Origin of the sequence: Methanimicrococcus hacksteinii, assembly GCF_032714515.1 — an archaeon.
GTDB lineage: Archaea > Halobacteriota > Methanosarcinia > Methanosarcinales > Methanosarcinaceae > Methanimicrococcus > Methanimicrococcus hacksteinii.
Window position 1 is genome coordinate 1 of the sequence record NZ_JAWDKC010000037.1, and the last position, 24,224, is coordinate 24,224.

Consider the following 24,224-nt stretch of genomic DNA (forward strand, 5'->3'; position numbering starts at 1 on the left):
TTGTTTCATATGTTTTGTTTCATATGTTTTGTTTCATATGTTTTGTTTCATATGTTTTGTTTCATATGTTTTGTTTCATATGTTTTGTTTCATATGTTTTGTTTCATATGTTTTGTTTCATATGTTTTGTTTCATATGTTTCATTTTATCCGTCAAAATGAAACATTTATTTATTTCATTTATAAAACGGGGGGCTGAAAATGGACATTAATCAAAAGAATGAAATTATTTCAAACGCCGTTTCCGTTGTTGTTAAAAAAGCCCTCAAATCTTCTTTTTCATCCAAAAGGGGCCGCTCTTTTTTTACGGGCGCCGCTTCTTCTCTGAAGGCCGCCTCGAAAAAAAGGGATGCTTATGAGCAAAAAGGCGTTCATATCCCGCCTTTTTTGATTGCAAGCATTGCTGCCGAATGCAATCTCCGGTGCAAGGGCTGTTACGCCCGCGCCGGCAATGAAATCGGCAATGAAATCGGCAATGAAATCGGCAATGAAATCGGCAATGAAAACGGCATCCGGAATCCCGGTGAGATGACCGGCCGTCAATGGGAAAGCATATTCGATCAAGCTTCTGATTTGGGTGTTTCTTTTATTGTTTTGGCCGGCGGCGAGCCGATGATGCGAAAGGATGTTTTAGACGCGGCCTCTCGTGTTTCATCAATCATTTTTCCGGTTTTTACAAACGGAACGCTGTTCGGAAAAGAATATCTTGATTTTTTTGACGGCAGCCGAAATCTGGTTCCTGTTTTAAGTATTGAAGGCGACCGGGCGCGAACGGATTTTCGCAGGGGTGAGGGTGTTTTTGAGCGGATTCAAAATGCGGCAAAAGAAATGACGGAGATCGGCCTTCTTTTCGGCGTTTCAATTACGGTGACAACCGAGAATTTGGAATTTGTTACCGATCCCGATTTTGTTTCCGATTTGAAGAGAAACGGCTGTGCCGCTTTATTTTATGTCGAATATATTCCGGCGGACGGAGATTATGAATTGGCGCCGGCGGATGATGATTTAACTTTGATCGGGAATCGGGTTTCCGACCTTCGGGACCGGTTCGCCGACATGATTATCGTTTCTTTTCCGGGGGATGAGAAATACATCGGCGGCTGCTTGGCGGCCGGCAAAGGTTTTTTCCATATCAATGCTTACGGCGGCGCCGAACCGTGTCCGTTTTCGCCGTATTCGGATATGAATCTTAAAAATCATACGCTGATGGAAGCGATTGAATCGCCGCTTTTTGAAAAAATCAAGGCGGAAAAGCTTTTGGAAGGCGAGCACAAAGGCGGATGCACTTTGTTTGAAAAGAGAGAAACGGTTGAATCTTTTGTTTCGCCGGTTGTTGTTTTGAAGAAATAAATACTGAGGTCGGAGAAGCAGTATTTAATTCCGGCAGACGTCGCGCGCGGGCGGCATGATTTTTTAAATGTTCTAAACACAGGTTCATTTTTTAAACATTATAAATACAGGCTCATTTTTCTAAACATGAATTCATTTTTGGATTTTGAAAAATGCAAAGACTTCGTCTTTTCGGTTTTAATAAATAAAAAAAGTTGACAGCAAAAAGCTGTCTGAAACAAAATTTTAATTTTAAACAAAGAAAGTCGGCAGAAATTATCTGCTCAACATCATTTCTGCGGTTTCGGGTTTGTAGACCCATTCCATCGGCAGAACTTTGGTGTTGTGGTAGTATTTCACGAGTCTTCTGATCTTGGATTCCGTCAACTGAAGGGATCTTTTGTTGTGAAGGTCGTGTTTGTTTGCAGCCAAGTGCTTTCTGAGTCTGAGTGCTTTTAAGATCAAGTTGGTCAAGTCTTCCGGAATGTGGGGTGCGACTTCTTTTTCTTTTAAGATCTGAGTCACTTTTTTGCCGGTGAGCAATTTTACGTCGCCGACACCGTACTGGTCTCTTAAAATCATGCCGATCTGGCTTGTCGGAATACCCTGTTTCCACATGTCCAAAATAAGGTTAGTTACTTCGTCTGCGGAAATGTTGGACCATTCAGGAACTTCGGTTCGAAGCGGCTTCTTTGAGCCGGACTTACCCTTTCTCTTTGTGTGCATTTTTGCCATAATATCAACCTCTAAATAACCGTTACTTCAAAATATCGGATTTTCCGAATCGGAAACGATATTTCTTCACGTGTTATTGTGTCGAAAATAATTCAAAAGAACGGATTTTAAAATAAAATATTATAAAATCAAATTCTGAATCAAAATTCGCAACACTCAAAACAGCGATATGGTATATAAATTTTCGGCAGTTTCATTTCCGGTTTTTCCAAACCTGAAACATCGGTTTTATAAAAATTCAAACCCGAACCCCCGATAAAACCCGAAAAACAATCTGAAAGAAATTCTTGAAATTAAACAAAAAACGGGGTTCGTTTTTTGCAAATTGTCAAAAAAGATGTTTCGGTTTTGAAAATAATTCTAAATAAAAACCGATGAAATATAAACGAAAATTAAACGAAAATTAAATGAAAACCAAATGAAAACTAGCATTACGGCTTGTGTTGCTGCCGTCTACAGCGCGGTCAGCATTTCCATATGCATCTGCTTCTTTTTGAGACATCCGTTCGCTTCGCGAACGGGGGTACTGCTACCTTCCGTTTCCGTTTTGCTGCTGCCGCCGCCCGCCCGCGCGAAACCCGCCGTTTTGAATTCATTCAAAACTGGAACGCGGGTTATTGAGTCTGATTATTCATGCCATTTTTTTATTTTTTACACAATTTTAATTTCTCATATTATTCATGCACTCTCTTGCTTATTTATTTAATAAGCGCAAAGCCGCCTCATCATTTTAATTTTGAACGAGGTTTTATATAGTTCCTCTGTATTTGTGAGTTGGTTAAGCCGTTTCATTCCATTTTTCTTTTATTGCGGCTTATCGGCATCAGGGTTTGATGTATTGATATCTTTTTGATTTTTGATATTTGATATATGAAGCCTGTTTTTTGTCGATTATTTATCCTTTCGAGGTTTTAATTATGACAACTCAAAACAATCACTCTCAGCCGGAGGATTTTCCATCTTCCGCGGGACCGGCAGAGTCCCCCTCCACTCCGACGCAGCCGACAACGGCTGCAAACACTTCCGATACAGGGAGCCCCGATATTGTCGATGCCGGCGGAGCGCCGACCGGGTCGGACAGTTCCGGTGGAATCGGCAAAATGACAAAAGGCGTTGAAAATCTGCTCGGGAATCCGAAAAAAGCGGTGGTCAAAGTTTCTATTCCCGTTATGATCGCGTTGTTTTTTGAATCCATTTACAATCTTGTCGATACGTTTTGGGTGGCCGGAATCGGCGCGGAAGCGTTGGCGGCAGTCGGTTTGGCTTTCCCGTTCTTCATGGCTTTAATGGCGATTGCAACCGGTATCGGTGTCGGCGCAGGATCCGCTGTTTCCAGAGCCATCGGCTCCAAAAACAAGAAACAGGCCGATAAATTCGCAACACACGCCATTATCTTCGCGCTCATCATGAGTTTCATTTCATGGCTGGCTGTTCCTTTAATGGAACCGATTTTCATGCTGATGGGCGCAGACGCGTCTCTTGCGGCAACAACGGCCGGATACATGAACCCGTTCATTTATTGTTCGTTCTCAATTTTCCTGCTCAACGTCGGAAATTCACTTCTGAACAGCGAAGGCAACAGCAAGAAAACGATGTTTGCAACAATCGTCGGCGCGGTTTTGAATATGATTCTTGACCCGATTTTCATTTACGACTGGGGTCTCGGGCTCGGCGTCAACGGCGCGGCTTACGCCAGCGTTTTGTCTTTCAGTGTCTCAACGGCCATGATTCTTTACTGGCTCTTGATTCAGAAGAAAACATATGTCACGATTCGGTTCAAAGGGTTCAGATTTGAATGGCCGGTGATTCGCGACATTATTGTTGTCGGCATCCCCGCAACCATTTCTCAGCTGACGATGTCCATTTCCACCGTTTTGTTGAATGCGATTGTCTTAAATGTCGGCGGAACGGATGGCGCCGCTATTTACAGCACGGGCTGGCGTATCATTTCCATCGGAATTATGCCGATGCTCGGACTTGCAACCGGTATGACCACAATGGCCGGCATCTCCTACGGCAGCCGCGATATCAAAAAACTCAAATCCGTTTATTATTTCGGTATTCAAATCGGTTTGGTTTTGGAGCTGATTATTGCCGCAATCGTTTTCGTCTTTGCCGATCCGATCGCCGCCATTTTCGCAACCGGAGAATCCGTTTATCTGCAAGCCGATATCGCCGAATTCCTTCGGATTATGTCGTTGCTCTTCCTGTTCCTGCCGGCAAACATTTTGACGTCTTCCATGCTTCAGGGCCTGAAGATGGGATTCTCATCCTTGATTCTGACGCTGATTCGCGCTTTCGTCTTTGAAGTTCCGATCGCCTACTTCTTAGGCATCCATCTCGGAATGGGACTCATCGGTATTTGGATCGGCGCGCTGGTCGGTGATTTCTTGGTCATGATCATCAGTTTCGCATTCGGAAACTATGTCATTCGCGACTTGAAGAAGCTTTATTCAAAGCCGATCATTTCCGAAAGTCAAAGTTAATCTAAAAAAGTTCCGGAATTCAACGAAGACTCGAATTTCTTTGTTGAACCCGAATTTTATTCTCATTTTTATTAAATCCTTTTATCAATATTTATTTCTTATTGCAATTTAATTTTTATTTATAATGATAAATTATTTATCGGGTACAACTGTATTTTATTATTGTGATAGCTTCAGCTGTCTGTTTGTTAAGGTTTATTAAATCTCTTAGAATTTATTTAAATTAAGGTTGGAAATTTTTATGTTGGCTAATCGTTCAATTCGCTCTCGCGAACAATGTCGCCCGCCTGCGTTTTTGGCAGTCGGGGGGGGGGGGTACGGCTCCTTCTCAGGTAAAGCATTTTTCTAAATATTTCTTTTTAGCGGCAATGGTTCTGCTGCTCTTTTTCACATCGACCGCATGCGCCGCTCAGATTCCGATTTCATCGGTTGCCGATCTCGAAAAGATTGGATATTACGGTTCACATCCGTTAGACGGCGACTACATTCTGATGAATGATATTACAATTACAGATACGTGGGCGCCTATCGGTAATACCAGCAGTCCGTTCTTCGGAACTTTTGACGGTAATAACAAGTCAATCATTTTTGAAAGTTCAGGAGCTTATGTGGATTTTGATAGTCCCGGCCGTATCCAAGAGGATGGTTACGGTTTATTCGGCAAAGTTGGCCGTCCTGATCGGAATAAAAAAGTTGAAATTAAAAATGTTCATCTTGTTCTTGAATCGAATTTGAAAAGCGGGTCCAATTTCGGATCTTTAGTCGGAATTGTCAATGGCAGTTCATCTTATCCTTTTTCAATGGAGAATTGTTCATTAACATCTGATGGGAATTTTAAGATCGAAGGCAATAATGAGGTTGGCGGTCTTGTCGGTAGAGTTGATTCCGCTGCTGTTTTTAAAAACTGTTCTATTTCCGATTCATCCGGTTCTGTTTCTGTAATCGGCGATCATCATGACGTTGGCGGCCTTATTGGTTATATTTTTCCCGGAAATGTTACTCTTACAGGTTGTTCCTTTTCAGGCAACGTTGGCGGTAGTAGTTATTCTGCCGGAGGTTTAATCGGCAGCGCCCGTGGAACCATTATTGATAATTGTTATGCAACAGGAACTGTTTCCGGTGAGAGGGCCATTGGTGGTTTAGTCGGAGATTATAGTGGAAAAATCAATAATTCTTATGCTAATTGTACTGTTACAAAAGATGATCCTAATTATGCCGCAGGCGGCCTTGTTGGCTATATTATCTCTACATCATCAATTTCAAATTGCTATGCTGAAGGTAAAGTTGTTTCTGTTAGCCGTTCCAGTGGTCTGGTCGGTTATGTCGATTCCCCATCTTCTCTTACCATTTCGGATTGCTATTCCTTATGTGACGTTGAAGCAGGCAATTTAGCAGCCGGCGGGATTCTCGGTTTTTCCAGGTCCAGTGTTAATATTTCAAACAGTTATTTTGCAGGAACTGTTTCCCTTGACAGTGGAGCAGATCCGGGCTCAAAAATTGGCGGGATCGTCGGCTTTTCCGGAGGAACGGTTAATGGCTGTATTTATTTAAGCGACTCTGTTGATGCCACTAATGGAGAAGAAATAGTTCGTGGTACAGGAGTTTCTTCCGCTGATATGAAGAAAATTGAAACTTATGAAAGTGCAGGTTGGTTTATTTCTGAAGGCAAAGACGCTTCTAAAGCTTGGATTATTAATGAAGGAGGGTATCCTCATCTTTATGCGTTTGACAGAATTGTTCAGATCTCTTCCGTTGACGAACTTAAATTAATCGGCTCCGGCGAATATAATCCTTTAAAAGGTTATAATTACACACCGGACGGAGATTATGTTTTAACCAAAAACATCACAATCACCGACAACACATGGAAAACAATCGGCAATCAAAGCGAACCGTTCCTCGGAACTTTTGACGGTCAGGGAAATTCCATTACTTTTGCAAGTTCATCGGGAACGACGACTCTTGATAATTCTGAAATCGTTAACAGCCGCGGATTCGGTTTGTTTGGAACGGTCGGTAAAACAGGCTGGGATAAAGAAATCGTCATTCAAAATGTCAAAGTTGTTTTGAAATCCAATTTGACAATTGATGAACTTTCTTCAGGTCGTGATGAAATCGGCGCTTTAGTCGGAAATGTTTCTCTTAATTCTCCTGACACATTCTTAATGAAGAATTGTTCATTAACGTCTCAGAGCAATTATAATATTGATGGAGATAACGGCGTTGGCGGTCTTGTCGGCTCTGTCGAAAACGGCTCTCTTATTGATTGTTCCGTTTCAGGTAAAATCTCGATTCTCGGTTCCCGAGAGCTCGGCGGTCTTGCCGGTTATGCCAAATACGATTCTATCGAAAACTGTTCCGTTTCCGGTACCGTTTCAGTAATCGGTGACGATTATGTCGGCGGTCTTGTCGGTGGTTCTATGTTTAATGATTTTGACAAATGTTCTGTTTCCGGCAACATTTTACTGAGCGCGGTTGACGATTATATCGGCGGTCTTTCCGGTTATGATACCGGCAGTGTTTTTGAAAGCTGTTTTGTTTCCGGTAATGGTTCAATAACGGCAGGCGGCATGTCTGCCGGCGGTCTTCTCGGTCTTACCAGCAGCGGTACAGATATTATGGAATGTTTTGTCTCAGGCAACATTTCGGTAACATCCGATACGAGCGCAGGCGGTCTTATCGGCCAGTTTGACGACAGTTCCGTTAAGGATTGTTATTCAACAGCCAAAGTGAAAGCCAATGATACAGTCGGCGGCCTTGTCGGTGATTTATCTACGCTTTCAACTCTTGAATCCTCTTATTTCGCGGGAAAAGTCTCCTTTGATGACGGCGCAACAGCAAGTTCATTAATCGGCGGAATCAGCGGCTCAGCCAATGTTCCGGCGGCTCTCGATGATTGTCTTTATTCATATGAATTTATTGAAGACGTTGACACCGAAACACCTTATCCGGGATTAGTTCTCCTTGGAATTGAAACGTCTTCTGCGAACATGAAGAAAATCGGAACTTACTTGCCGGAAAATCCCGAAATCCTTTCCGGTTGGGACATCACAACTGATTCAAAAGCAGGAAGCACCTGGTTTATTCTTGCCGGCCAATACCCACAGCTGACAGCGACATATGTTCCGCCCGCGAAATCAAGCGGCGGCGGTGGCGGCGGTACAGGCAGCGCCACAGTTGTTGACCCGAGCTCTCCGACTCCCGATGCGGACGGTGCGCTTGGCGATGGTGAACTTGGCGGTGACGGTGAACTCGGTGGTGACGGTGCGCTTGGCGGCGACGGCGAACTCGGTCCTGACGGAATGCCGATTTCCGGTGATTCCGGTTCAGGCTCGGCGACCGGAAACGCATCAAGCGGCGGCAAGTATGTCGGTGACGATCAAAAATTAAGCAGAATTTTGGCAGGTTTTTCGAATGAAGAAGGCGGAATCAATCGGACTTCGTATCTTTTGATCGGAATCGGTTTGATTATTGTCATTTGCTGCGTTGCTTATTACTTGTATAAGAAACGCGAGTAAAAATTTAAAAATTAGTGAATAAGCTTTGAGCTTATTCATTTCTTTTTTTCATTTTTGTTTCTTGTTTTGTTGGTTTTTTTTGTTTTTCTCTCTGTTTTTGTTTTCTTCATAATTTTTAAAATCAATGAAAACAATTCTTCCTCGGTGACAAAAATGTATAATATTTTATGTTTCGGTGATTCAAACACCTGGGGCATGGACCCGAAAACTCTGGCACGATTCGCGCCGGAAATCCGCTGGTCCGGCATTTTGAAAAAAGAGCTCGGCGCCGATTTCAATATCATTGAAGAAGGATTGGTCGGCCGAACCGCCGTCATGTCTTTTCCGTTTGAGCCTGAAGCCTGCGGCATTTCTTATTTCCTGCCGTGCGTGAAATCTCATGCACCGCTTGATATGATTATTATCATGCTCGGCACAAACGATTTCGCATACGGCGCGACACCGCTCGGAATCGTCCGAAATCTGGCGCGCTACATTCCGATTGCAAACGATAATGCGACCGGCGTTCCCGGTAAAAAGCCGAAAATCCTGCTGGTTTCACCCGTTCAAATCACAAAAGATTTCGAAAAAAGCCCGTTTCAGGAAATTTTCGGCGACGTCGATGTTTGTATTGAAAAATCGAAAGTTTACGGAAATTATGTCAAAATGATTGCCGAAGAAAACGGCTGTCTTTGGCTGGATTCCTCAGATGCGGCGGCAGCAAGTGAAACCGACGGTCTTCATTTTGATGAAAAAGGACATGAAGCGCTCGGAAAAGCAATCGCGGAAATTGTTCGAAAAGAGCTCTGAATTTCAATTCAGATTTTAATTTTAAAATAAACAAAAAAAGTAAAAAAATGCGGGTCCGGATTAATATTCCGGATCCATGCCGTCAATCGTCATAAATGACGATTCCATTTCTTTTTTCTTTCTGACACGGTCTTTTTTGTCTTTTTCCATGCCGATTGCCTGAATCGCGCCTTCATAGAGGGATTCGAGTTCTTCGGCGGAGTTGAGCGTCAAAACACAAAGCGCTTCGGGCATGCTGCCGTTTTCAACGATCACGCCTTTGAAAACGTGGCCGATTGCGCCCGACAGTTTTTCGACTTCATTGGAAATTTCTTCCATACTCAGATATTTTTTGTCGCCTTTTAAGATAATCATCGCACGGCCGCCTTCTTTGTAGACGTCTGTTGAGAACAAAAGCCCGCGCGGCGATAAACAATTCTGAATAACGGTTCGAATCGGCATATCATTTTCAGCTTTATAATAACCGATTGTCGCCAAACCCGCGCCGCCGCTCATCACAGTTTTAAAGTCACCCAAGTCGGTCACCATCATCATTTCGCTGTCCAAAGAGTCGAGCAGGAACAAAAGGCGTTTTGCAATCATGCTGTTGATGCCGTCATAGGCTTCCTGGACGCTGCCGCCGATGGTTTTCAAATACTGGTTGTCGGCTAAAATGATGCCGTCGCAGGGTCCTTCCCTGAGTTCTTTGAGCATGAACGCGGCATTCTGCAAATAAAGTGTTCCTTCTTCTCTGAAAGGCAGAATCACAAGCGCGTAAACCGGGAAATTGTGAGATTTTTTGATTTCTTCAATCAAAGGCGGTGTAAAAGAAGATCCTGTTCCGCCGGATGCCGAAGTGACCACGAAAGCGACGTCGAAATTGCCTCTGTCTTCAATGGCTTTTAAGATGTTTCCTTTCTGCTGTTCGAAAACTTCTTTGCCGATATTACGGTTGGCGCCGACGCCGTGAAGGTTCTTGATATGGATTCTGTCCTTGGCTTTCGTAAACTTCATTTCTTTCAAGTCATTAATTGCCGTGTTGATTGCAATTGTCTGAACATTGCTCTGATAATTGTGCTTTGAAAAGTATTTCGAAAGGCCGCCGCCGGCTTCTTTGACATTGGAGCCGCGATTCATAGCGTGTTTGTTGACGGCATCTAAAATTCTGTTGCCGCATTGGCCGTTTCCGACAAGTAAAACGTTAAGCAAAATGGATTCCTCCGATGAATAAATTAAATTAAAAATATGCGTAATGAACGTAAATTTGTTTATGATTATCAATTTTGGTATATATATTTGTTCTCTCCTTTTATATCCGTTTTTATATCTCTGTCTCTTTATCGATGACGGGAGACTAAATATTTAAAACAGCCTATTTTTTGAAATTTATTTTAATCCTGATAAAATCCAGAAACAGAAAATCGCAAACCGAAAATCGCAAACCGAAAAATCAACAAACAAGAAACCAACAAACAAGAAATCAGCAAACAAGAAATCAGCAAACAAGAAATCAGCAAACAAGAAATCAGCAAACAAGAAATCAGCAAACAAGAAATCAGCAAACAAAAAATCAACGGTCATAAAAAATCGGTAACGGCAAAAACAAAAATTAATGAAAAAGGAAGGGGAGTTAATTTTTAAAAATTAACTCAGAATTTGTATTCTCTGTGCCGTTTCCAAAGGAAAAGAGCGGCGACAAGAATCAAAATGATCGGAATGAATATTAAGAACCAGTAATCTAAGAAACTGCCGATTGCCGAGCTTCCGACCGCGTTGAATGAAACGGTTTGAATCGTCCCGTTTTTCGCGCTGCTGTTATACGTGTAATTGTAGGTAATCGGAACGCTGTAAACACCTTCCGCGCTTGCCGATAATGAATATTCGATTGTTTTTTGGTTGTTCGGCATAATCTGGTCGATGTAAACAGTTGCTTTGCCGCCGGTCACCGTTATTTCTTTTCCGCTGATTGTTGCGCCGTCCGGAAGCGTGAATTCAATTCCGACATACTGCGCCGGCATTGTTCCGGTGTTTCGGATCGTAATGTTGCCTTCAATCTTTGAGCGCGTGTAATAATCAACCGTATTTCCGCTCAGCGGTGATGCCGAAAAAGTGAGTGCCGCCAAATCGCTGACCTCAATTCTCACATCGTTGCTTTGCGTGTAATTGAATTTTCCGCCGACATTGTTTTCGGCGCTTGCGGTTGTTTTCGAAAGCGTGTATGTGCCCGGTTCAACCGCTTTTAATTGATAAGCCAAATAAGTGCTGTTTGTGTTTCTGTTGATTGTCTGATTGACGGTGTTGTTAATCGTCACATTGGACATTAAAAACCCTTGCTGATACGGATCTGTAATCGTTACGTTTTTCGCGTCATAATTGCCGGTGTTGTTGACATAAATCATGACCGTAATAATATCATCAACCGAAACGCTGGATGACGGGGTTACGACTTTTGTAATCACAAGTTCCGGACGCCCCGCGCCTTCCGCATTGGAATGGCCGCCGTCAATGTAGCCCGAGTTTGACACATTGGCATTTGTCCAAATTTCCAATTTGACTTCATTGAATCTTCCGATTTCTCTGAAATCAATGGCTCTGACCGTATAATTGCCGTCCGTTGCCTGGAAACTCATCGTTTGGTTCAATCCCAGCTTCGTTCCGTTCAAACGGGTCCAGCTGTCGTTCTTCCATTCATAAATACTGATTGACACATTTCCGGATGTGTTGTTGCTGTTATCATCTGTGCTGACGCCGATTGATCCGGCTTCAATGATAATATTGTTAACCATGTAACCGTCGCTGCCTTCAATCCATTCGGTCGTTTCATACGCGGCGGCCGGAACCATGACGGCTGTCAGGCACAATGCAAAAAATAAAAGTCCTGCACCATATTTTATTAATTTCAAATTAACGTCCCCTACATTGTTTTTTCGATATCGGATATGTCGTTTTTGATTCGTAATGACTTTTCATATAATAATGAATTAATTGTCATTTTAATCTATCATATGATTTGATACTTTGTATAATTTTAACTATTCTTAAGTATGCTAACATTATTCTCATTTATTTAATATTTTTGATTTTTCAACAATCACAGTATCGGGGTTCGACAGTGTTTCTCTGTTTTATTTCACAATATCCAAACCCACGTCAATCCAGTCGGCATCGTTTGTGACGGCGCTGAGAGAAATCACATTCGCGCCCGTTGCAGCATACTCTTTTAAATTCTCCTTGCGTATGCCGCCGGAAGCTTCTAAAATCACGCGGTTTCGAAGATTTTTCTGCTCCAAAAGGGCAATCACATCACGGATTTGGTCCGGCGTCATATTGTCCAGCAGAATAATGTCGGCGCCGAGTTCGGCTGCCAAAACAGCCTGCTCTTTGGTGTCCGCTTCGATTTCTATTTTTTTCGTAAAAGAAGTTTGGCGTTTCGCTTCCTTAAATGCGTTTTCAAGCCCCATGATTTCAATATGATTGTCTTTAATCATCACGGTGTCCGACAAACTTTGCCGGTGCGGGTCGCCGCCGCCGTCCAACACCGCTTTCTTCTCAAATTTACGGATTCCCGGCGTTGTTTTTCGGGTCGCCGCAATTTTCGGCGCATGAATGCCGGCCGCAGCCGCAGCGTCAGCCGCAATTTGAACATAATCGCGGGTGTTTGCCGCAATTCCCGACAAATGAGACAAAAAATTCAAAACAAGACGCTCAACGCGTAAAATTGAAACGGAATCCCCGTTTAATTCATACAAAACATCGCCGGCTTTTGCCTTCTCGCCCGGCTTTTTTTTCAAAACGTATGAAATTTTCATGTATTCCAAAATCGCCGAGGCGATTTCAAGACCGGAGACAACACAGTCTTCCTTGACAAAAATGACGGCCCGAACGTTTTCATTTCCGACAAGCGTGCAGGAAACATCGTCTTCTCTTAAGTCTTCTTCCAGAAAATGTTCAATTTCTTTTTGGAGTATCATTTTTCCCGCATCCGTTTGAATGATTTAACAATTTATTGACAACCTATTAACAATTTGACAGATGATTTGATTATGATTTAATCATAATTTGACAGATGATTTGATTATAATTTGACTGACGGTTTGATTACACATTCAATTGATAATTGATTATAATTTGATTTCTCGGAATTGTACTTTACGCCTCTTGAATATATATTTTTTAGTCCGAGCGCTTCGAGCCTGATAATTATTTTTTCTGTTTTTGAATTCATAAATTTTTCTTTTCGGATTAAAGCAAAAGACATAATAAAAAGGACGGATTTTATACGAAATGCAATCGCGGAAATAGAATGCGGATCTCATTTTTCATTTTATTGTCATACACAGTGTTATCAATTTACAGGATGTTTAATCAATGATCAAAATTGGTGTAATCGGATGCGGTTTTATCGGCACTCAAATCTGCCTGGCTGTTGATTCAGGGGCGGTCCCGGCTGAAATTTTCGGCATTTTTGATTTTTCGGACGAAAAAGCAAATGCCGTTTTAAAATGTCTCAAATCGTCTTCTCCGGTGAAATGCTCTCCCGAGATAATGATTGAATCCTGCGATTTAATTATTGAATGCGCGTCTCAGGATGCCGTTTTAAAATACGCTCTTCCGGCCGCCGAAAACGGCGTCGACATGATGATTCTCAGCGTGGGCGCGCTTCAAGATCCCGATTTTTATGAAACGCTTGAAAAAACGGCCGCCGCCAACCATTCCAAAATTTACATTCCGTCGGGCGCCATTGCCGGGACAGACGGGCTGAAGGCCGCTGCCGTTGCCAATTTGTCTTCCGTTTCCGTCACAACCCGAAAGCCGATTTCCGGACTTGCCGGCTCCCCGTATCTGATTGAAAAAGGCATCGATCTTGCCGACATTCAAGAGCCGACATTGGTTTTTGAAGGATCCGCCGCCGAAGCGGTTGTCGGATTCCCGAAAAACGTCAACGTCTGCGCAACAATCAGTTTGTGCGGCATCGGTTTTCAAAAGACGGCTGTCCGGATTATTGCCGATCCGACAATTTCTGAAAACATTCACGAACTGGAAGTTTCCGGTGATTTCGGCCGCATGAAAATGATTATTGAAAACAGACCGTCGCCGCAAAATCCGAAATCAAGTTATTTGGCGGCACTGTCGGCGGTTTCAACGCTTAAGAAAATCACAAGCCCGATTCAAATCGGCGTTTGATTTTCATTTTTTGTTTTTGCATTCCCGTTGTCATTTTTTTATTTTTTATCTTCATTTTCATCTTTCATTTTTGCATCCCATTGCCATTTTTTTATTTTTATTTCCATTTTCGTCTTTTCATTTTTATTTCCATTTTCGTCTTTTCATTTTATATTTTCATTTCGTTCCCTCTATTATATTTCCAATTTTTTATTTTTTATTTTATATCTTTTAATTTCTTTTTATCGGCCTCTCCCTTTTGTTTTTAATTGTCATTCCTCTTTTTAAAAATTCGAAAAACTTATAAAATGTCGGATTTGATTATACCAGTTATGATGCAGAGAACATATCGCGCGTATACGCTCAATAATTTTGAGGAAATTGAGCAGTTTTCCGCCGTCTCCGAAGAGGACCGTGAGGCGGTTGAGGTTGTCGGGCGCGTCTTTCCTTTTAAAACCAATAATTATGTCGTCGAAGAACTGATTGACTGGGAGAACGCACCGAACGATCCCCTTTTCACATTGCATTTTCCCCGAAAAGAAATGCTTTTTCCCGAGCAGTATGAGACCGTTAAACAGCTGATCCGTTCAGACGCCGACAAAGAAGAAATTTCTCAAAAAATCGAAGACATCCGTTTGTCATTTAATCCGAATCCGTCGGGGCAGGTGCATAACGTTCCCGAATTCAACGGCGCCAAATTAGACGGCCTTCAGCACAAATATCGGGAAACCGTTCTTTTTTTCCCGAAGCAGGGACAAACTTGCCATGCCTACTGCACTTTCTGTTTCCGATGGCCGCAGTTTTCAAAATTCATCAATCTTTCCGATCAGAAATTCGTCATGACGCAGGATTATGAAATTTACATGGATTATCTGAAATCCAAACCCGACGTGACGGACATTTTGTTCACCGGCGGCGATCCGCTGACAATGCGGACATCTGTTCTGGCTTCTTATGTCGACCGATTGCTGGAAGAAGACATGAATCAAATCAAAACAATCCGCTTCGGCACGAAATCGCTGGCGCACTGGCCTTACCGCTTTACGGACGGCAAGGATGCCGACGAAATCATCAAACTGTTTGAACGCATCGCAGATGCCGGAAAACACGTTGCGGTCATGGCGCATTTCAATCATCCGAAAGAGCTGTCAACGCCCGTTGTCGAAGAAGCGGTGACGCGCATCATCAACACAGGCGCTCAGATCCGAACACAATCCCCGGTTTTGAATCACATCAACAACGATCCGGCGGCCTGGTCCCAAATGTGGCGCCGGCAAGTGGATCTCGGCTGCATTCCTTATTATATGTTCGTTGCCAGAGACACGGGCGCAAAGCACTTCTTTGAACTGCCGCTTTCCGAATGCCATCACATTTTTCAAAAAGCTTATCAGGGCGTCAGCGGCATCTGCCGGACCGTCCGCGGCCCGAGCATGAGCGCGCATCCCGGCAAAATTCAGATTCTCGGCGTCAGCGACGAGCCGAATGAAAACGTTTTCATTCTGCGCTTTATTCAGGGCAGAAATCCGGATTGGGTTGCCCGGCCGTTTTTTGCGGAATTTGATTCCGAAGCGACGTGGCTGGACCAATTAAAGCCGGCATTCGGCAAATCCGCATTTTTCTTTGAAAACGAGTTGGATGATTATTTGAACCCGTAATGATTTGACTCAAAACAATTTTTTAGATTCTTTTTATTCAAAACAATTCTTTATGATTCTTTTTTTATTTTTTTCAATTCAATAGAATTCGTTCTTCCAAAACGGTTTAATAGGAATATATAATTGATTCTTTGCTTTGCAAGGGACGGGATTTTATGAAAAATGAAGAAATGATCCGGCGTATTTCCGAATTGAAAAAGGAAAAGAACGCCGTTGTTCTGGCGCACAATTACGCCCGCGCCGAAGTTCAGGACATTGCCGATTTGGTCGGCGACTCCTTCGCACTCAGCCGCGCTGCCGTTGATTTGGATGCCGATATGATTGTTTTTGCAGGCGTTCATTTTATGGCGGAAAGCGCGTACATTCTCTCCCCGCAGAAAACAATTCTTCTGCCCGATGCCGATGCCGGATGCCCGATGGCGGACATGGTAACCGCAGACGCGCTTCGCGAAGCAAAGAAACAGCATCCGAACGCAGCCGTTGTCTGCTATGTCAACAGTTCGGCGGCCGTCAAAGCCGAATCCGATGTCTGCTGCACGTCCGCAAACGCCAAAGAAGTGGCGGCGGCAATCAAAGAAGATGAAATTTTATTTGTTCCCGACAAAAATCTCGGCCATTACATTTCCACGCTGACGGAGAAGAAAGTGCATTTATGGAACGGATTTTGTCCGATTCACCAGCAGATTACGGAATTTGATGTCCTGACGGCCAAATCAATGCATCCGAACGCCGTTTTTTTGGCGCATCCCGAATGCCGCGCCGAAGTTTTAAAACATGCCGACGGCATTTTCAGCACGGCAGGCATCATTAAATATGCCGCGGCTTCCGATGAAAAGGAATTCATTATCGGGACCGAGCAGGAAATGATGCACAAATTACGGCAGGACAGTCCGGAAAAGTCTTTTTATCCCGTTTCCAAATACGCTTACTGCGCTAACATGAAAATGGCGACGCTGCCGTCAATTTTAAACGCGCTTGAGACGGAGACGACGAAGATTACGGTTCCCGAAAAGGTTCGGATCAATGCGAAAAAGGCGCTTGACAGAATGCTTGATGCCGTTCCGAAATAATCCCGAAAAAAGAGAACGATTCATAAACAATTAAATAATATTCGGCATTTTTAAGTCAGCAGCATCTCAAAAAGCGGAAGAAAATATGACTTTGGTTCAGAAAATTAAGACTTATCTTGAGTTTATGCGGTACAAAAACTGCGCAATGGCAGGTCTCTCTTCCGTTATTGCCGTTTTTATCGCCTCTTCCATTTTGGATTATCCGATGGTCGGCGATGTGCTTTACAACGCGGTTCATCTCTTTTATATTTTCATCATGGTCTTTTTGGCAACCGGCGCCGGCAACATGCTTAACGATTATTATGACGTCGACATCGACCGCGTCAACAAACCCAACCGTCCGCTTCCGTCGGGCCGGATCGGCTTAAAAGAAGCGGTTTATCTGACGATTATTTGTTTTTCTGTTGCGCTTTTGATTGCGTTTTTGATCAATCCCGTTTCCGGAATCATCGGATTCATTAATGTTTTCATTCTGATCTGGTATGCAAAAACGCTGAAACGCACGGTTCTTCTCGGCAATTTGTCGATTGCTTACTTGACGGGATCCACTTTCCTGTTCGGCGCTTCCTTTTTGGGAACCGACGGCGTGATTGTGATGATTCCGCTTTCAATATTGGCGTTTTTGGCAACGGCGGCACGTGAAATTGTCAAAGACATTGAAGACATTAAAGGCGATTCCGAAGACGGCGCCGTGACGTTTCCGATCAAATACGGGGAAAAGCCCGCAATTTGGCTTGCCGCAGCATTCGGGTTTCTGGCCGTTTTGTTCAGCCCGTTTCCGTATGTTTCGGGCATTCTGACTGTTCATTACCTTTACGCGCTGGTTTTTGTTATTTTGTGCTTCTTTGCAGCGATTTATTATTTGTTCAAAAAGGAGTATGCCAAATCTTCCAAGTTTTTCAAAATTTCGATGTTTTTGGCGCTGGCGGCTTTCGTTATCGGCTTGTTCTGAAAAACGGCCCCGGGCTTCGCGCACGAAACCGCCGCGTTTTTGAATACGCTCAAAATTATTTTCCGGCTGAAAGATTTTTAATCGTATTTGTCACTTTTTCAATGCGTCGGATTTGATTTCATCAAAACCTTTTTTAATCATTCTTTTTTAATGAAGTGTCACTTTTGATAATTATATTGAAAAACAATTCGGAGTTTTCTAATGACGAAAGAGTATATGCTTGGCAACGCCGCTATTGCCCGCGGCGTGATGGAGTCGGGCGTCGGGGTTGTTTCAGGATACCCGGGGACGCCGTCTTCTGAAATTGTGGATATTTTGAGGGCTCAAAAAGATCATGATTATTATATCGAATGGTCGGTGAATGAAAAAGTGGCGGTTGAGGTGGCAATCGGCGCCGCTTTTGCAGGAACGCGCGCCATCGTTACGATGAAGCATGTCGGCCTGAACGTTGCGGCCGATCCGCTGATGACGGTCTGTTTTGCCGGCACCAAAGGCGGTCTCATTATTTTGGCGGCCGACGATCCGTCTTTCCATTCGTCTCAGAATGAGCAGGACACGCGCCGCTACGCGCAGTTTGCTCAGATTCCGTGCTTCGATCCGGCAACGCTTCAGGACGCCAAAGATATGGTGTCTTATGCATTTGATTTTTCGGAACGGTTTGAAACACCGGTTCTCTTCCGCCCGACAACGCGCATCAGCCACGGCAAATCCAGTGTCGAGCTCGGTGAAATCAAGCCGAATTCAAATGTCGTTGATTTCGTGAAAGACCCGAGCCGCATGGTGATGATGCCGAATTTTGCGCGCCCGCGTCATTACGCGTCGCTTGAACGCCAAAAACCGATGTCTGAAGCACTTGAACAGTCTCCCTGGAATGTTTTGGAGATGTGCGCGGATTCTAAAATCGGTGTGATTTCATCGGGCATTGCTTCCGTTTATGCTAAAGAAGCGCTTCATGCGCTCGGAATCAATGCGGCGTTCTTAAAAATTACGGCTTATCCGATGCCGGACAATTATATTCTTGAAATGCTCAACCACTGCGACAAAGTTCTGATTGTCGAAGAATTGGAACCGATTGTTGAAGACCGCGTCCGCATTTTGGCGCAGCAGCACCGGATTTCAACCGAAATCATCGGCAAGAATCCGGTTCCTCAGGTGAACGAGCTCAACTTTGAAATCTGCCGCGATATTATGGCTTCCGTTTTCAAAGAGTTTGCAGACGCTTCTTCTCCGGCATTGGCTGCCGCCGGAAATGTTCCCGCGCTTCCTTCCGTTTTAACGGACATCGTTCTTCCGCCGAGACCGCCCGCGCTTTGTGTCGGCTGTTCTCACCGTTCGGCTTTCCAAGTGATTAAGGATGTTTTCGGCAAAAACGCGATTTTCCCGAGCGACATCGGCTGCTACACGCTCGGCATTCACAGCGGGGCCGTGGACACGACGATTTGTATGGGGGCCAGCATCAGCATGGCGTCCGGCATTGCGCATTCGGGTGAGAAGAAGCCGGTCTGCTGTACGATCGGGGACTCGACTTTCCTGCACACGGGCATGAATTCTTTGATGAATGCCGTTTACAATAATGCAAACATCACGGTTGCGATTTTGGACAACCGGATCACGGCCATGACGGGACATCAGCCGAATCCGAATACGGGACAAACGGCTGTCGGAATCGAATCGCTTCCGGTTTCTTTGGAAGCGGTCTGCGCGGCTGCCGGGGCTCAGTTTATTCGAACGGTGGACGCTTACGATTATGAAGCTTTGAAGACGGTTTTCCGTGACGCGAAGAGCTTTGAAGGCGTTTCTGTCGTCATTGTTCAGCAAGCCTGCGCGATTGTCGCCCGAAAAGCCGGGGTTCGGAGAAATCCGTTTGCGGTGATTCCCGACAAATGCAAAGGCTGCCGCAAATGCGTGAATTACGGCTGCCCGGCCATTGAGTTTGATAAGGAAACCGCGATTGCGTTTGTCAATTCTCAGTGTATCGGCTGCGGGGTTTGCGCGCAAATTTGTCCGTTTGACGCGATTGAGGAGGTGAAGCAATGAGCGAAAACTGTGACAGCAAAAGCAGCAAAAACAGAAACAGCAATGAAAACAAGTGCTTCGGCAGTGTTCCGAACAGCGGAAAGACGGATGTCAAGTACGATGTCGCGATTTGCGGTGTCGGCGGCCAGGGTGCGATTCTGGCGTCCGACATTCTCGGAAGAGCGGCTGTTGCGGAAGGCCGTGCCGTTCAGGCGGCTGAGACGCACGGCATGGCGCAGCGCGGCGGTTCTGTCGAGAACCATGTCCGCATCGGCAGTGCTTACGGCTCATTGATTTCGAAAAGAGGGGCTGATCTGATGATTGCGCTTGAGCCGGCCGAAGCTGTCCGGTACGCGCATCTTGTCAAAGACGGCGGCGTTATTATTGTCAACACCGAACCGGTTTACCCGTTCACCGTGACGACCGGCAAGGCCGAATATCCCGACGTTGATTTAATGCTTGCCGCGTTATCGGAATCTTTTGATGTGAGAGCGTTTAACGCCAGCGACATTGCAAAAAGCGCCGGCAACCGCCAGGCGGCCAATGTCGTTATGATCGGCGCGGCTTCTCATTTCATTCCGCTTCAGGAGCAGACTTTTATTGATTGTATCAAAGCGTTGGTTCCGCCGAAGTTTTTGGACGTGAACTTGAAGGCTTTTGAGCTGGGAAAGAAAAGCGTTCAGTGATGAATGCTTTTTGTTTTCTTTTTTTCATTTCTGTTTTGTATTTGTTTTACATTCTGTTTTACTTTTTTAAGACCCATTGCCTGCGGAAATCCAATTTGTATCGCCCTCGATTCTGTATTTATTTAATTTAATATCGGGGGATATTTTGTCATTAATGACAAATTTTACTAATATTATAATTATTTTATTTGATTTCCATATTATGTTCCTAAAAAATTTTTATACTCTTCCACTATAAATCCGTAAAGTTTAAATGGCATTTACATTATAGTTTGACTTAATCTATAAATATTATTTATAAAACAGATTTTTTATTTTCAAAGGAATTTTAGGCGTCTTCGGCGCAAAAAAACATATGGTTAGGGAACAAAAATGGGAGTTAAATTAATTCATTTAAAAACAGTTCATCTTGTTTTAGCGGTTTTTGTTATTTTATTGTTGAGCGGGGTTGTGGCGGGTTTTTCAGGATCCGGGTCGGGTACTATTGGTACTCCTTTCATTATTACAAATGAATCACAATTACGGGAGATTAACGATAATTTAACCGCTCACTATATTCTGGCAAACAATTTCGAAATCAAGAGTAGTACATGGACTTCAATTGGTAAATTTTCCGGCAAATTAGATGGTAACAACAAACATATTACCTTAAATTCTTCCACAGGAACTCTTGTTTTTAGTCCTTATAATAGTACTAATTATGGTTTATTTGGGGAAGTTGTGTATAACAGCAGCAATATAGGTGCCAGCAATTACACATTTAATAATCTAACCATTGATGTCAAATGTAATGTCTCTAATAATAATGCTGCGAATAGTAATTTTGGTTTGCTTTTTGGTTACAATGTTAATGATGCAGATCATAAACTTGCAAACAATATTACTGTTAATTTTACGGACAGTTCTAAAGTTATAAATGGAAACGGTAATGTTGGCGGCATTTTCGGTTATTTATCCGGGATTGCAACAAATTGTACTTTCAATGGAAATATTAATGCAACTGGCAATAATGTTGGTGGTATTGCCGGTACAGTTCCTTATGGTTCTATAACGAATGGTAATGTTTCAGGCAGTATCAAAGGCAGTAGTCAAGTTGGTGGTATTGCAGGTTCTGCTGAATGGGGTTCTATTTCCAATTCAAAAGGCTCAGCTCTCTCCGTTTCAGGTGTTGGGAATGTAGGCGGTCTTGTTGGAAGTACAAGTGCCAACATAATTAATAGCAATGTAACAAATGGTCAAATTACCGGTTCCGGTAATAATATTGGCGGTTTGGCTGGATCTGGTGCTCGCATAAATATGTCTAATTTTTCTGGAACTGTTATTGGTGGTGGAAATTATGTCGGTGGTCTTGCAGGTGTTGCAGCAGGTTCAGAAAATAGTTCAACTTCTGGTTCAGTTAAAGGCAGTGATTATGTTGGCGGTTTAATTGGTCAGACCACAGCAGGTAATGCTGTTAACAATACAAGCTCTTCGGCTTATGTTGAGGGCGTTAATTATGTTGGTGGTTTAATAGGCTATTCTGGCAGTGGGTCTAGATATTATAATTATGCAACTGGAAATGTTACTGCGACGGGGGAATATGTTGGTGGCTTAATTGGATATAATGATGCAGCTGGGTTCCATTATTCTTTTAGTTTTGGCAATGTTAAAGGTGACAACAATGTCGGCGGATTCATTGGTTATACTTTTGGGGGTACTGTTGCAAATTCATATTCTACCGGAAATGTTATAGCTAACAATACAGCAGGTGGTCTTGCAGGGTATTCCAATGGAGGTCAATTCAGATATTGTTATACAACGGGAAATGTGACCGGAAATATTTCAGGTGGTTTGTTTGGTGGAATTTCATCTGAAAAATGGGGAAATCATACTGAATGTTTTGCTCTGAATGAATACGTCAACACAAATGGATCCACCAATGCTGTTGCAGATTATATCTCCCCTGATTCTAATTCCTATATCCGAAATATGTATGCATGGAATGGAATCCAAAATGCAAATGGTGTAATCACAAATGCTGTGAATGCTACACTTGTCAAATCTTACAACATTTGGGACAAATATAATAATACAACAAACAATAGTTGGGCTTCTCCTTGGACAAACACTGATAATTTACATTTTTCAAATACATCTATCTGGGTAAACAATTCACTTGACGGAACGGGTTATAAATTCCGTCTTCCAGTTTTAAAATGGCAGATTGATAAATCTATTAGTCCAACAGATGATGCTTCTTATTTGCTTTATCTCACAGATATTGATGTTCGCAGAACAAACGCTGATACCAAATACGAATTTGAAATTGTTATTGATGACGACGAATTAACATATTCCAAAAATTATTATTCTTCTTGGAAATGGGATTTGTCTCTCGGTCTCAGTAATGATAATTCTACTGTCCCGACAACTACCTATCTCAATACTATTACTCATTCAACTCCTTCATCGGCAAATCCTGCTTTGTACAAAAAAGTGTTAACCATCGGAAGTAACAGTCATGCTTGGGGTGTTGCAAAGTTTAATAATACTTCATTAACAGGAACTGATGCTTCTCGTTCATGGCAAATCAGTGATTCTACGCCTTACATTTATAAGGTTGTTTTTAACGCGACGGACGGGTCGTTTAAAGAAGCGGCAGCAAATAGTACAGGTTCGAATATCAGTCCTTCCGGTTTCTCTTATCCTTCAGAGAGCATTGCAAACGGATCTAAATTGGCGTATGTTTATGTTGCAAAAAACGGAACGATGAAAGATCCTGATGTAAATGCTTACAATTATTCAAATACATCCGTTTTTAATCGCCCGTATGATTATTCGGAAATTGTTGAATGGAAAAACGAGAGTAATGCTGTTTGGTTTAATAAAACCGTTTCAACCTCGGGGAATGTTACGGATGATATGACTTTGAACGCAACATGGCAGTATTATATTACTTATAATAAGAATTATTCAAACGTCACAGGCACTGATCTTCAACGGCCAACGGCATATGTTAACACTTCCTCGGGAACGCCGGCAGCTTTCAGTACGTTCGGATGGACAACTCCGTCAGATATTGTGTTCAAAGAATGGACATGGGATGCAGCAGGTCAAAATCCTGTCGGAACATCTTTTAATTTTGATTCATCGAATACCACGATGCAGAATATTTATGCACAGTATGCGCCTGCGGGGCCTTTTACTGTGAGTTATAACGCAGGTACCGGAAGCGGTAATCCTCCCGCTGATGTCACACCGTATTATTACAACGATTCTGTTACTGTTAAAGGAAATGAGAATAATGCAATGTATAAAGTTGGCTCTGTTTTCAGCGGATGGGTTGATCAAGACGGAACTTTAAGAGGAGTCGGGTCCAATTTTAACATTACTGAAAATATGGCATTAACTGCTCAATGGACTGTAAGTGCCCTTGAATATACGATTACTTACAATTCTAACGGCGGTTCTTCGGTAAGTTCTCAGACGGTTCCAATTAACGGAATTTTTACAGAACCTTCAGCTCCGACAAAATACGGGTACAATTTTGGAGGATGGTATACTGATAATGGAACCTTTAATAATTTGTATGATTTTAATGCGAGAGCCGTTTCAAATGTTAATGTTTATGCAAAATGGGTTTCCAATCCTTCCGAAACCGTCACCGTTACTTACAAGGCGAACGGCGGTACCGGTCCTGATCATATTGTTTCCGACATTATCGTTGCAGCCGGTCACACTGCTTTAAGCAATTCCAGTGCCGGTATTTCCCGTTACGGCTACACTTTCGTCGGCTGGAACACCGCCTCTGACGGCAGCGGTTCCTCTTACGCTGAAAACGATCCTGTTGCTTTAACTTCCGCAACTG

Annotated in this window: 17 protein-coding genes; 12 read left to right on the forward strand and 5 right to left on the reverse strand. The window is 43.2% G+C overall.

Annotated features, from left to right (window positions below):
* Positions 1 to 200 precede the first annotated feature (200 nt).
* Positions 201 to 1,349 carry a radical SAM/SPASM domain-containing protein gene (locus MmiAt1_RS09305; RefSeq protein ID WP_318786603.1) on the forward strand — a complete coding sequence of 383 codons (1,149 nt, stop codon included), beginning with the start codon at positions 201 to 203 and terminating at the stop codon, positions 1,347 to 1,349.
* 255 nt (positions 1,350 to 1,604) lie between these two features.
* On the opposite strand, the gene MmiAt1_RS09310 is transcribed toward MmiAt1_RS09305, so the two are convergent.
* Positions 1,605 to 2,063, reverse strand: coding sequence for a 30S ribosomal protein S15 (locus MmiAt1_RS09310; protein ID WP_318786604.1), 459 nt, complete (start codon positions 2,061 to 2,063; stop codon positions 1,605 to 1,607).
* A gap of 477 nt (positions 2,064 to 2,540) precedes the next feature.
* Here MmiAt1_RS09310 and MmiAt1_RS09315 point away from each other — a divergent pair, with 477 nt between their 5' ends.
* The 4 genes from MmiAt1_RS09315 (at position 2,541) to MmiAt1_RS09330 (ending at position 8,856) form a co-directional block, all read left to right on the forward strand.
* The gene (locus tag MmiAt1_RS09315) at positions 2,541 to 2,684 is read left to right on the forward strand and encodes a hypothetical protein (RefSeq protein WP_318786605.1); all 144 of its coding nucleotides are present in this window, start codon (positions 2,541 to 2,543) and stop codon (positions 2,682 to 2,684) included.
* Positions 2,685 to 2,980: 296 nt separating this feature from the next.
* Positions 2,981 to 4,549, forward strand: a complete 1,569-nt coding sequence (locus MmiAt1_RS09320; RefSeq protein WP_318786606.1) for an MATE family efflux transporter — start codon at positions 2,981 to 2,983, stop codon at positions 4,547 to 4,549.
* Positions 4,550 to 4,917: 368 nt separating this feature from the next.
* Positions 4,918 to 8,067: a GLUG motif-containing protein gene (locus MmiAt1_RS09325; protein ID WP_318786607.1), complete on the forward strand. Its 3,150-nt coding sequence runs from the start codon at positions 4,918 to 4,920 to the stop codon at positions 8,065 to 8,067.
* Between the two features lie 153 nt (positions 8,068 to 8,220).
* Positions 8,221 to 8,856, forward strand: coding sequence for a GDSL-type esterase/lipase family protein (locus tag MmiAt1_RS09330; RefSeq protein WP_318786608.1), 636 nt, complete (start codon positions 8,221 to 8,223; stop codon positions 8,854 to 8,856).
* A gap of 60 nt (positions 8,857 to 8,916) precedes the next feature.
* Here the strand turns inward: MmiAt1_RS09330 and MmiAt1_RS09335 are convergent, their stop codons facing one another.
* From MmiAt1_RS09335 to nadC, 4 genes are all read right to left on the reverse strand, one after another.
* Positions 8,917 to 10,044 carry an FtsZ/tubulin family protein gene (locus MmiAt1_RS09335; protein ID WP_318786609.1) on the reverse strand — a complete coding sequence of 376 codons (1,128 nt, stop codon included), beginning with the start codon at positions 10,042 to 10,044 and terminating at the stop codon, positions 8,917 to 8,919.
* A 177-nt stretch (positions 10,045 to 10,221) separates the two neighbouring features.
* The gene (locus tag MmiAt1_RS09340; protein WP_318786610.1) at positions 10,222 to 10,416 is read right to left on the reverse strand and encodes a hypothetical protein; all 195 of its coding nucleotides are present in this window, start codon (positions 10,414 to 10,416) and stop codon (positions 10,222 to 10,224) included.
* Between the two features lie 68 nt (positions 10,417 to 10,484).
* On the reverse strand, positions 10,485 to 11,738 hold the full coding sequence (locus MmiAt1_RS09345; protein ID WP_318786611.1) for a COG1361 family protein: 1,254 nt from the start codon (positions 11,736 to 11,738) through the stop codon (positions 10,485 to 10,487).
* Positions 11,739 to 11,960: 222 nt separating this feature from the next.
* Entirely contained in the window at positions 11,961 to 12,806 is an 846-nt protein-coding gene (gene nadC, locus MmiAt1_RS09350; protein WP_318786612.1) for a carboxylating nicotinate-nucleotide diphosphorylase, read from the reverse strand.
* Positions 12,807 to 13,203: 397 nt separating this feature from the next.
* Here nadC and MmiAt1_RS09355 point away from each other — a divergent pair, with 397 nt between their 5' ends.
* The 7 genes from MmiAt1_RS09355 to MmiAt1_RS09385 all read left to right on the forward strand — a co-directional run.
* Positions 13,204 to 14,019: an aspartate dehydrogenase gene (locus MmiAt1_RS09355; RefSeq protein ID WP_318786613.1), complete on the forward strand. Its 816-nt coding sequence runs from the start codon at positions 13,204 to 13,206 to the stop codon at positions 14,017 to 14,019.
* A 314-nt stretch (positions 14,020 to 14,333) separates the two neighbouring features.
* Positions 14,334 to 15,653 (forward strand): KamA family radical SAM protein, encoded by a 1,320-nt coding sequence (locus MmiAt1_RS09360; RefSeq protein WP_318786614.1) that lies wholly within the window; start codon positions 14,334 to 14,336, stop codon positions 15,651 to 15,653.
* Positions 15,654 to 15,808: 155 nt separating this feature from the next.
* A complete protein-coding gene (gene nadA / locus MmiAt1_RS09365) occupies positions 15,809 to 16,723 on the forward strand; it encodes a quinolinate synthase NadA (RefSeq protein ID WP_318786615.1) in 915 nt (304 codons plus the stop codon).
* Positions 16,724 to 16,814: 91 nt separating this feature from the next.
* Complete coding sequence (locus MmiAt1_RS09370; RefSeq protein ID WP_318786619.1) at positions 16,815 to 17,675, forward strand: geranylgeranylglycerol-phosphate geranylgeranyltransferase; 861 nt, start codon at positions 16,815 to 16,817, stop codon at positions 17,673 to 17,675.
* A gap of 201 nt (positions 17,676 to 17,876) precedes the next feature.
* Entirely contained in the window at positions 17,877 to 19,712 is a 1,836-nt protein-coding gene (iorA, locus tag MmiAt1_RS09375; RefSeq protein ID WP_318786616.1) for an indolepyruvate ferredoxin oxidoreductase subunit alpha, read from the forward strand.
* Positions 19,709 to 20,377, forward strand: a complete 669-nt coding sequence (locus MmiAt1_RS09380) for an indolepyruvate oxidoreductase subunit beta (RefSeq protein ID WP_318786617.1) — start codon at positions 19,709 to 19,711, stop codon at positions 20,375 to 20,377. Before iorA ends, MmiAt1_RS09380 begins: the two co-directional genes overlap by 4 nt.
* 372 nt (positions 20,378 to 20,749) lie before the next feature.
* Positions 20,750 to 24,224 (forward strand): InlB B-repeat-containing protein (locus tag MmiAt1_RS09385; RefSeq protein WP_318786618.1); only part of this gene is annotated, 3,475 nt, incomplete at its 3' end.

Excerpts from the sequence above, each read along its gene's own strand:
- MmiAt1_RS09310 (WP_318786604.1), bottom strand. The coding sequence starts at position 2,063 with ATGGCAAAAATGCACACAAAGAGAAAGGGTAAGTCCGGCTCAAAGAAG.
- iorA (WP_318786616.1), top strand. The coding sequence starts at position 17,877 with ATGACGAAAGAGTATATGCTTGGCAACGCCGCTATTGCCCGCGGCGTG.
- nadA (WP_318786615.1), top strand. The coding sequence starts at position 15,809 with ATGAAAAATGAAGAAATGATCCGGCGTATTTCCGAATTGAAAAAGGAA.
- MmiAt1_RS09330 (WP_318786608.1), top strand. The coding sequence starts at position 8,221 with ATGTATAATATTTTATGTTTCGGTGATTCAAACACCTGGGGCATGGAC.
- MmiAt1_RS09315 (WP_318786605.1), top strand. The coding sequence starts at position 2,541 with ATGCATCTGCTTCTTTTTGAGACATCCGTTCGCTTCGCGAACGGGGGT.
- MmiAt1_RS09380 (WP_318786617.1), top strand. The coding sequence starts at position 19,709 with ATGAGCGAAAACTGTGACAGCAAAAGCAGCAAAAACAGAAACAGCAAT.
- MmiAt1_RS09305 (WP_318786603.1), top strand. The coding sequence starts at position 201 with ATGGACATTAATCAAAAGAATGAAATTATTTCAAACGCCGTTTCCGTT.
- MmiAt1_RS09360 (WP_318786614.1), top strand. The coding sequence starts at position 14,334 with ATGCAGAGAACATATCGCGCGTATACGCTCAATAATTTTGAGGAAATT.
- MmiAt1_RS09325 (WP_318786607.1), top strand. The coding sequence starts at position 4,918 with ATGGTTCTGCTGCTCTTTTTCACATCGACCGCATGCGCCGCTCAGATT.
- MmiAt1_RS09340 (WP_318786610.1), bottom strand. The coding sequence starts at position 10,416 with ATGACCGTTGATTTTTTGTTTGCTGATTTCTTGTTTGCTGATTTCTTG.
- nadC (WP_318786612.1), bottom strand. The coding sequence starts at position 12,806 with ATGATACTCCAAAAAGAAATTGAACATTTTCTGGAAGAAGACTTAAGA.
- MmiAt1_RS09320 (WP_318786606.1), top strand. The coding sequence starts at position 2,981 with ATGACAACTCAAAACAATCACTCTCAGCCGGAGGATTTTCCATCTTCC.
- MmiAt1_RS09355 (WP_318786613.1), top strand. The coding sequence starts at position 13,204 with ATGATCAAAATTGGTGTAATCGGATGCGGTTTTATCGGCACTCAAATC.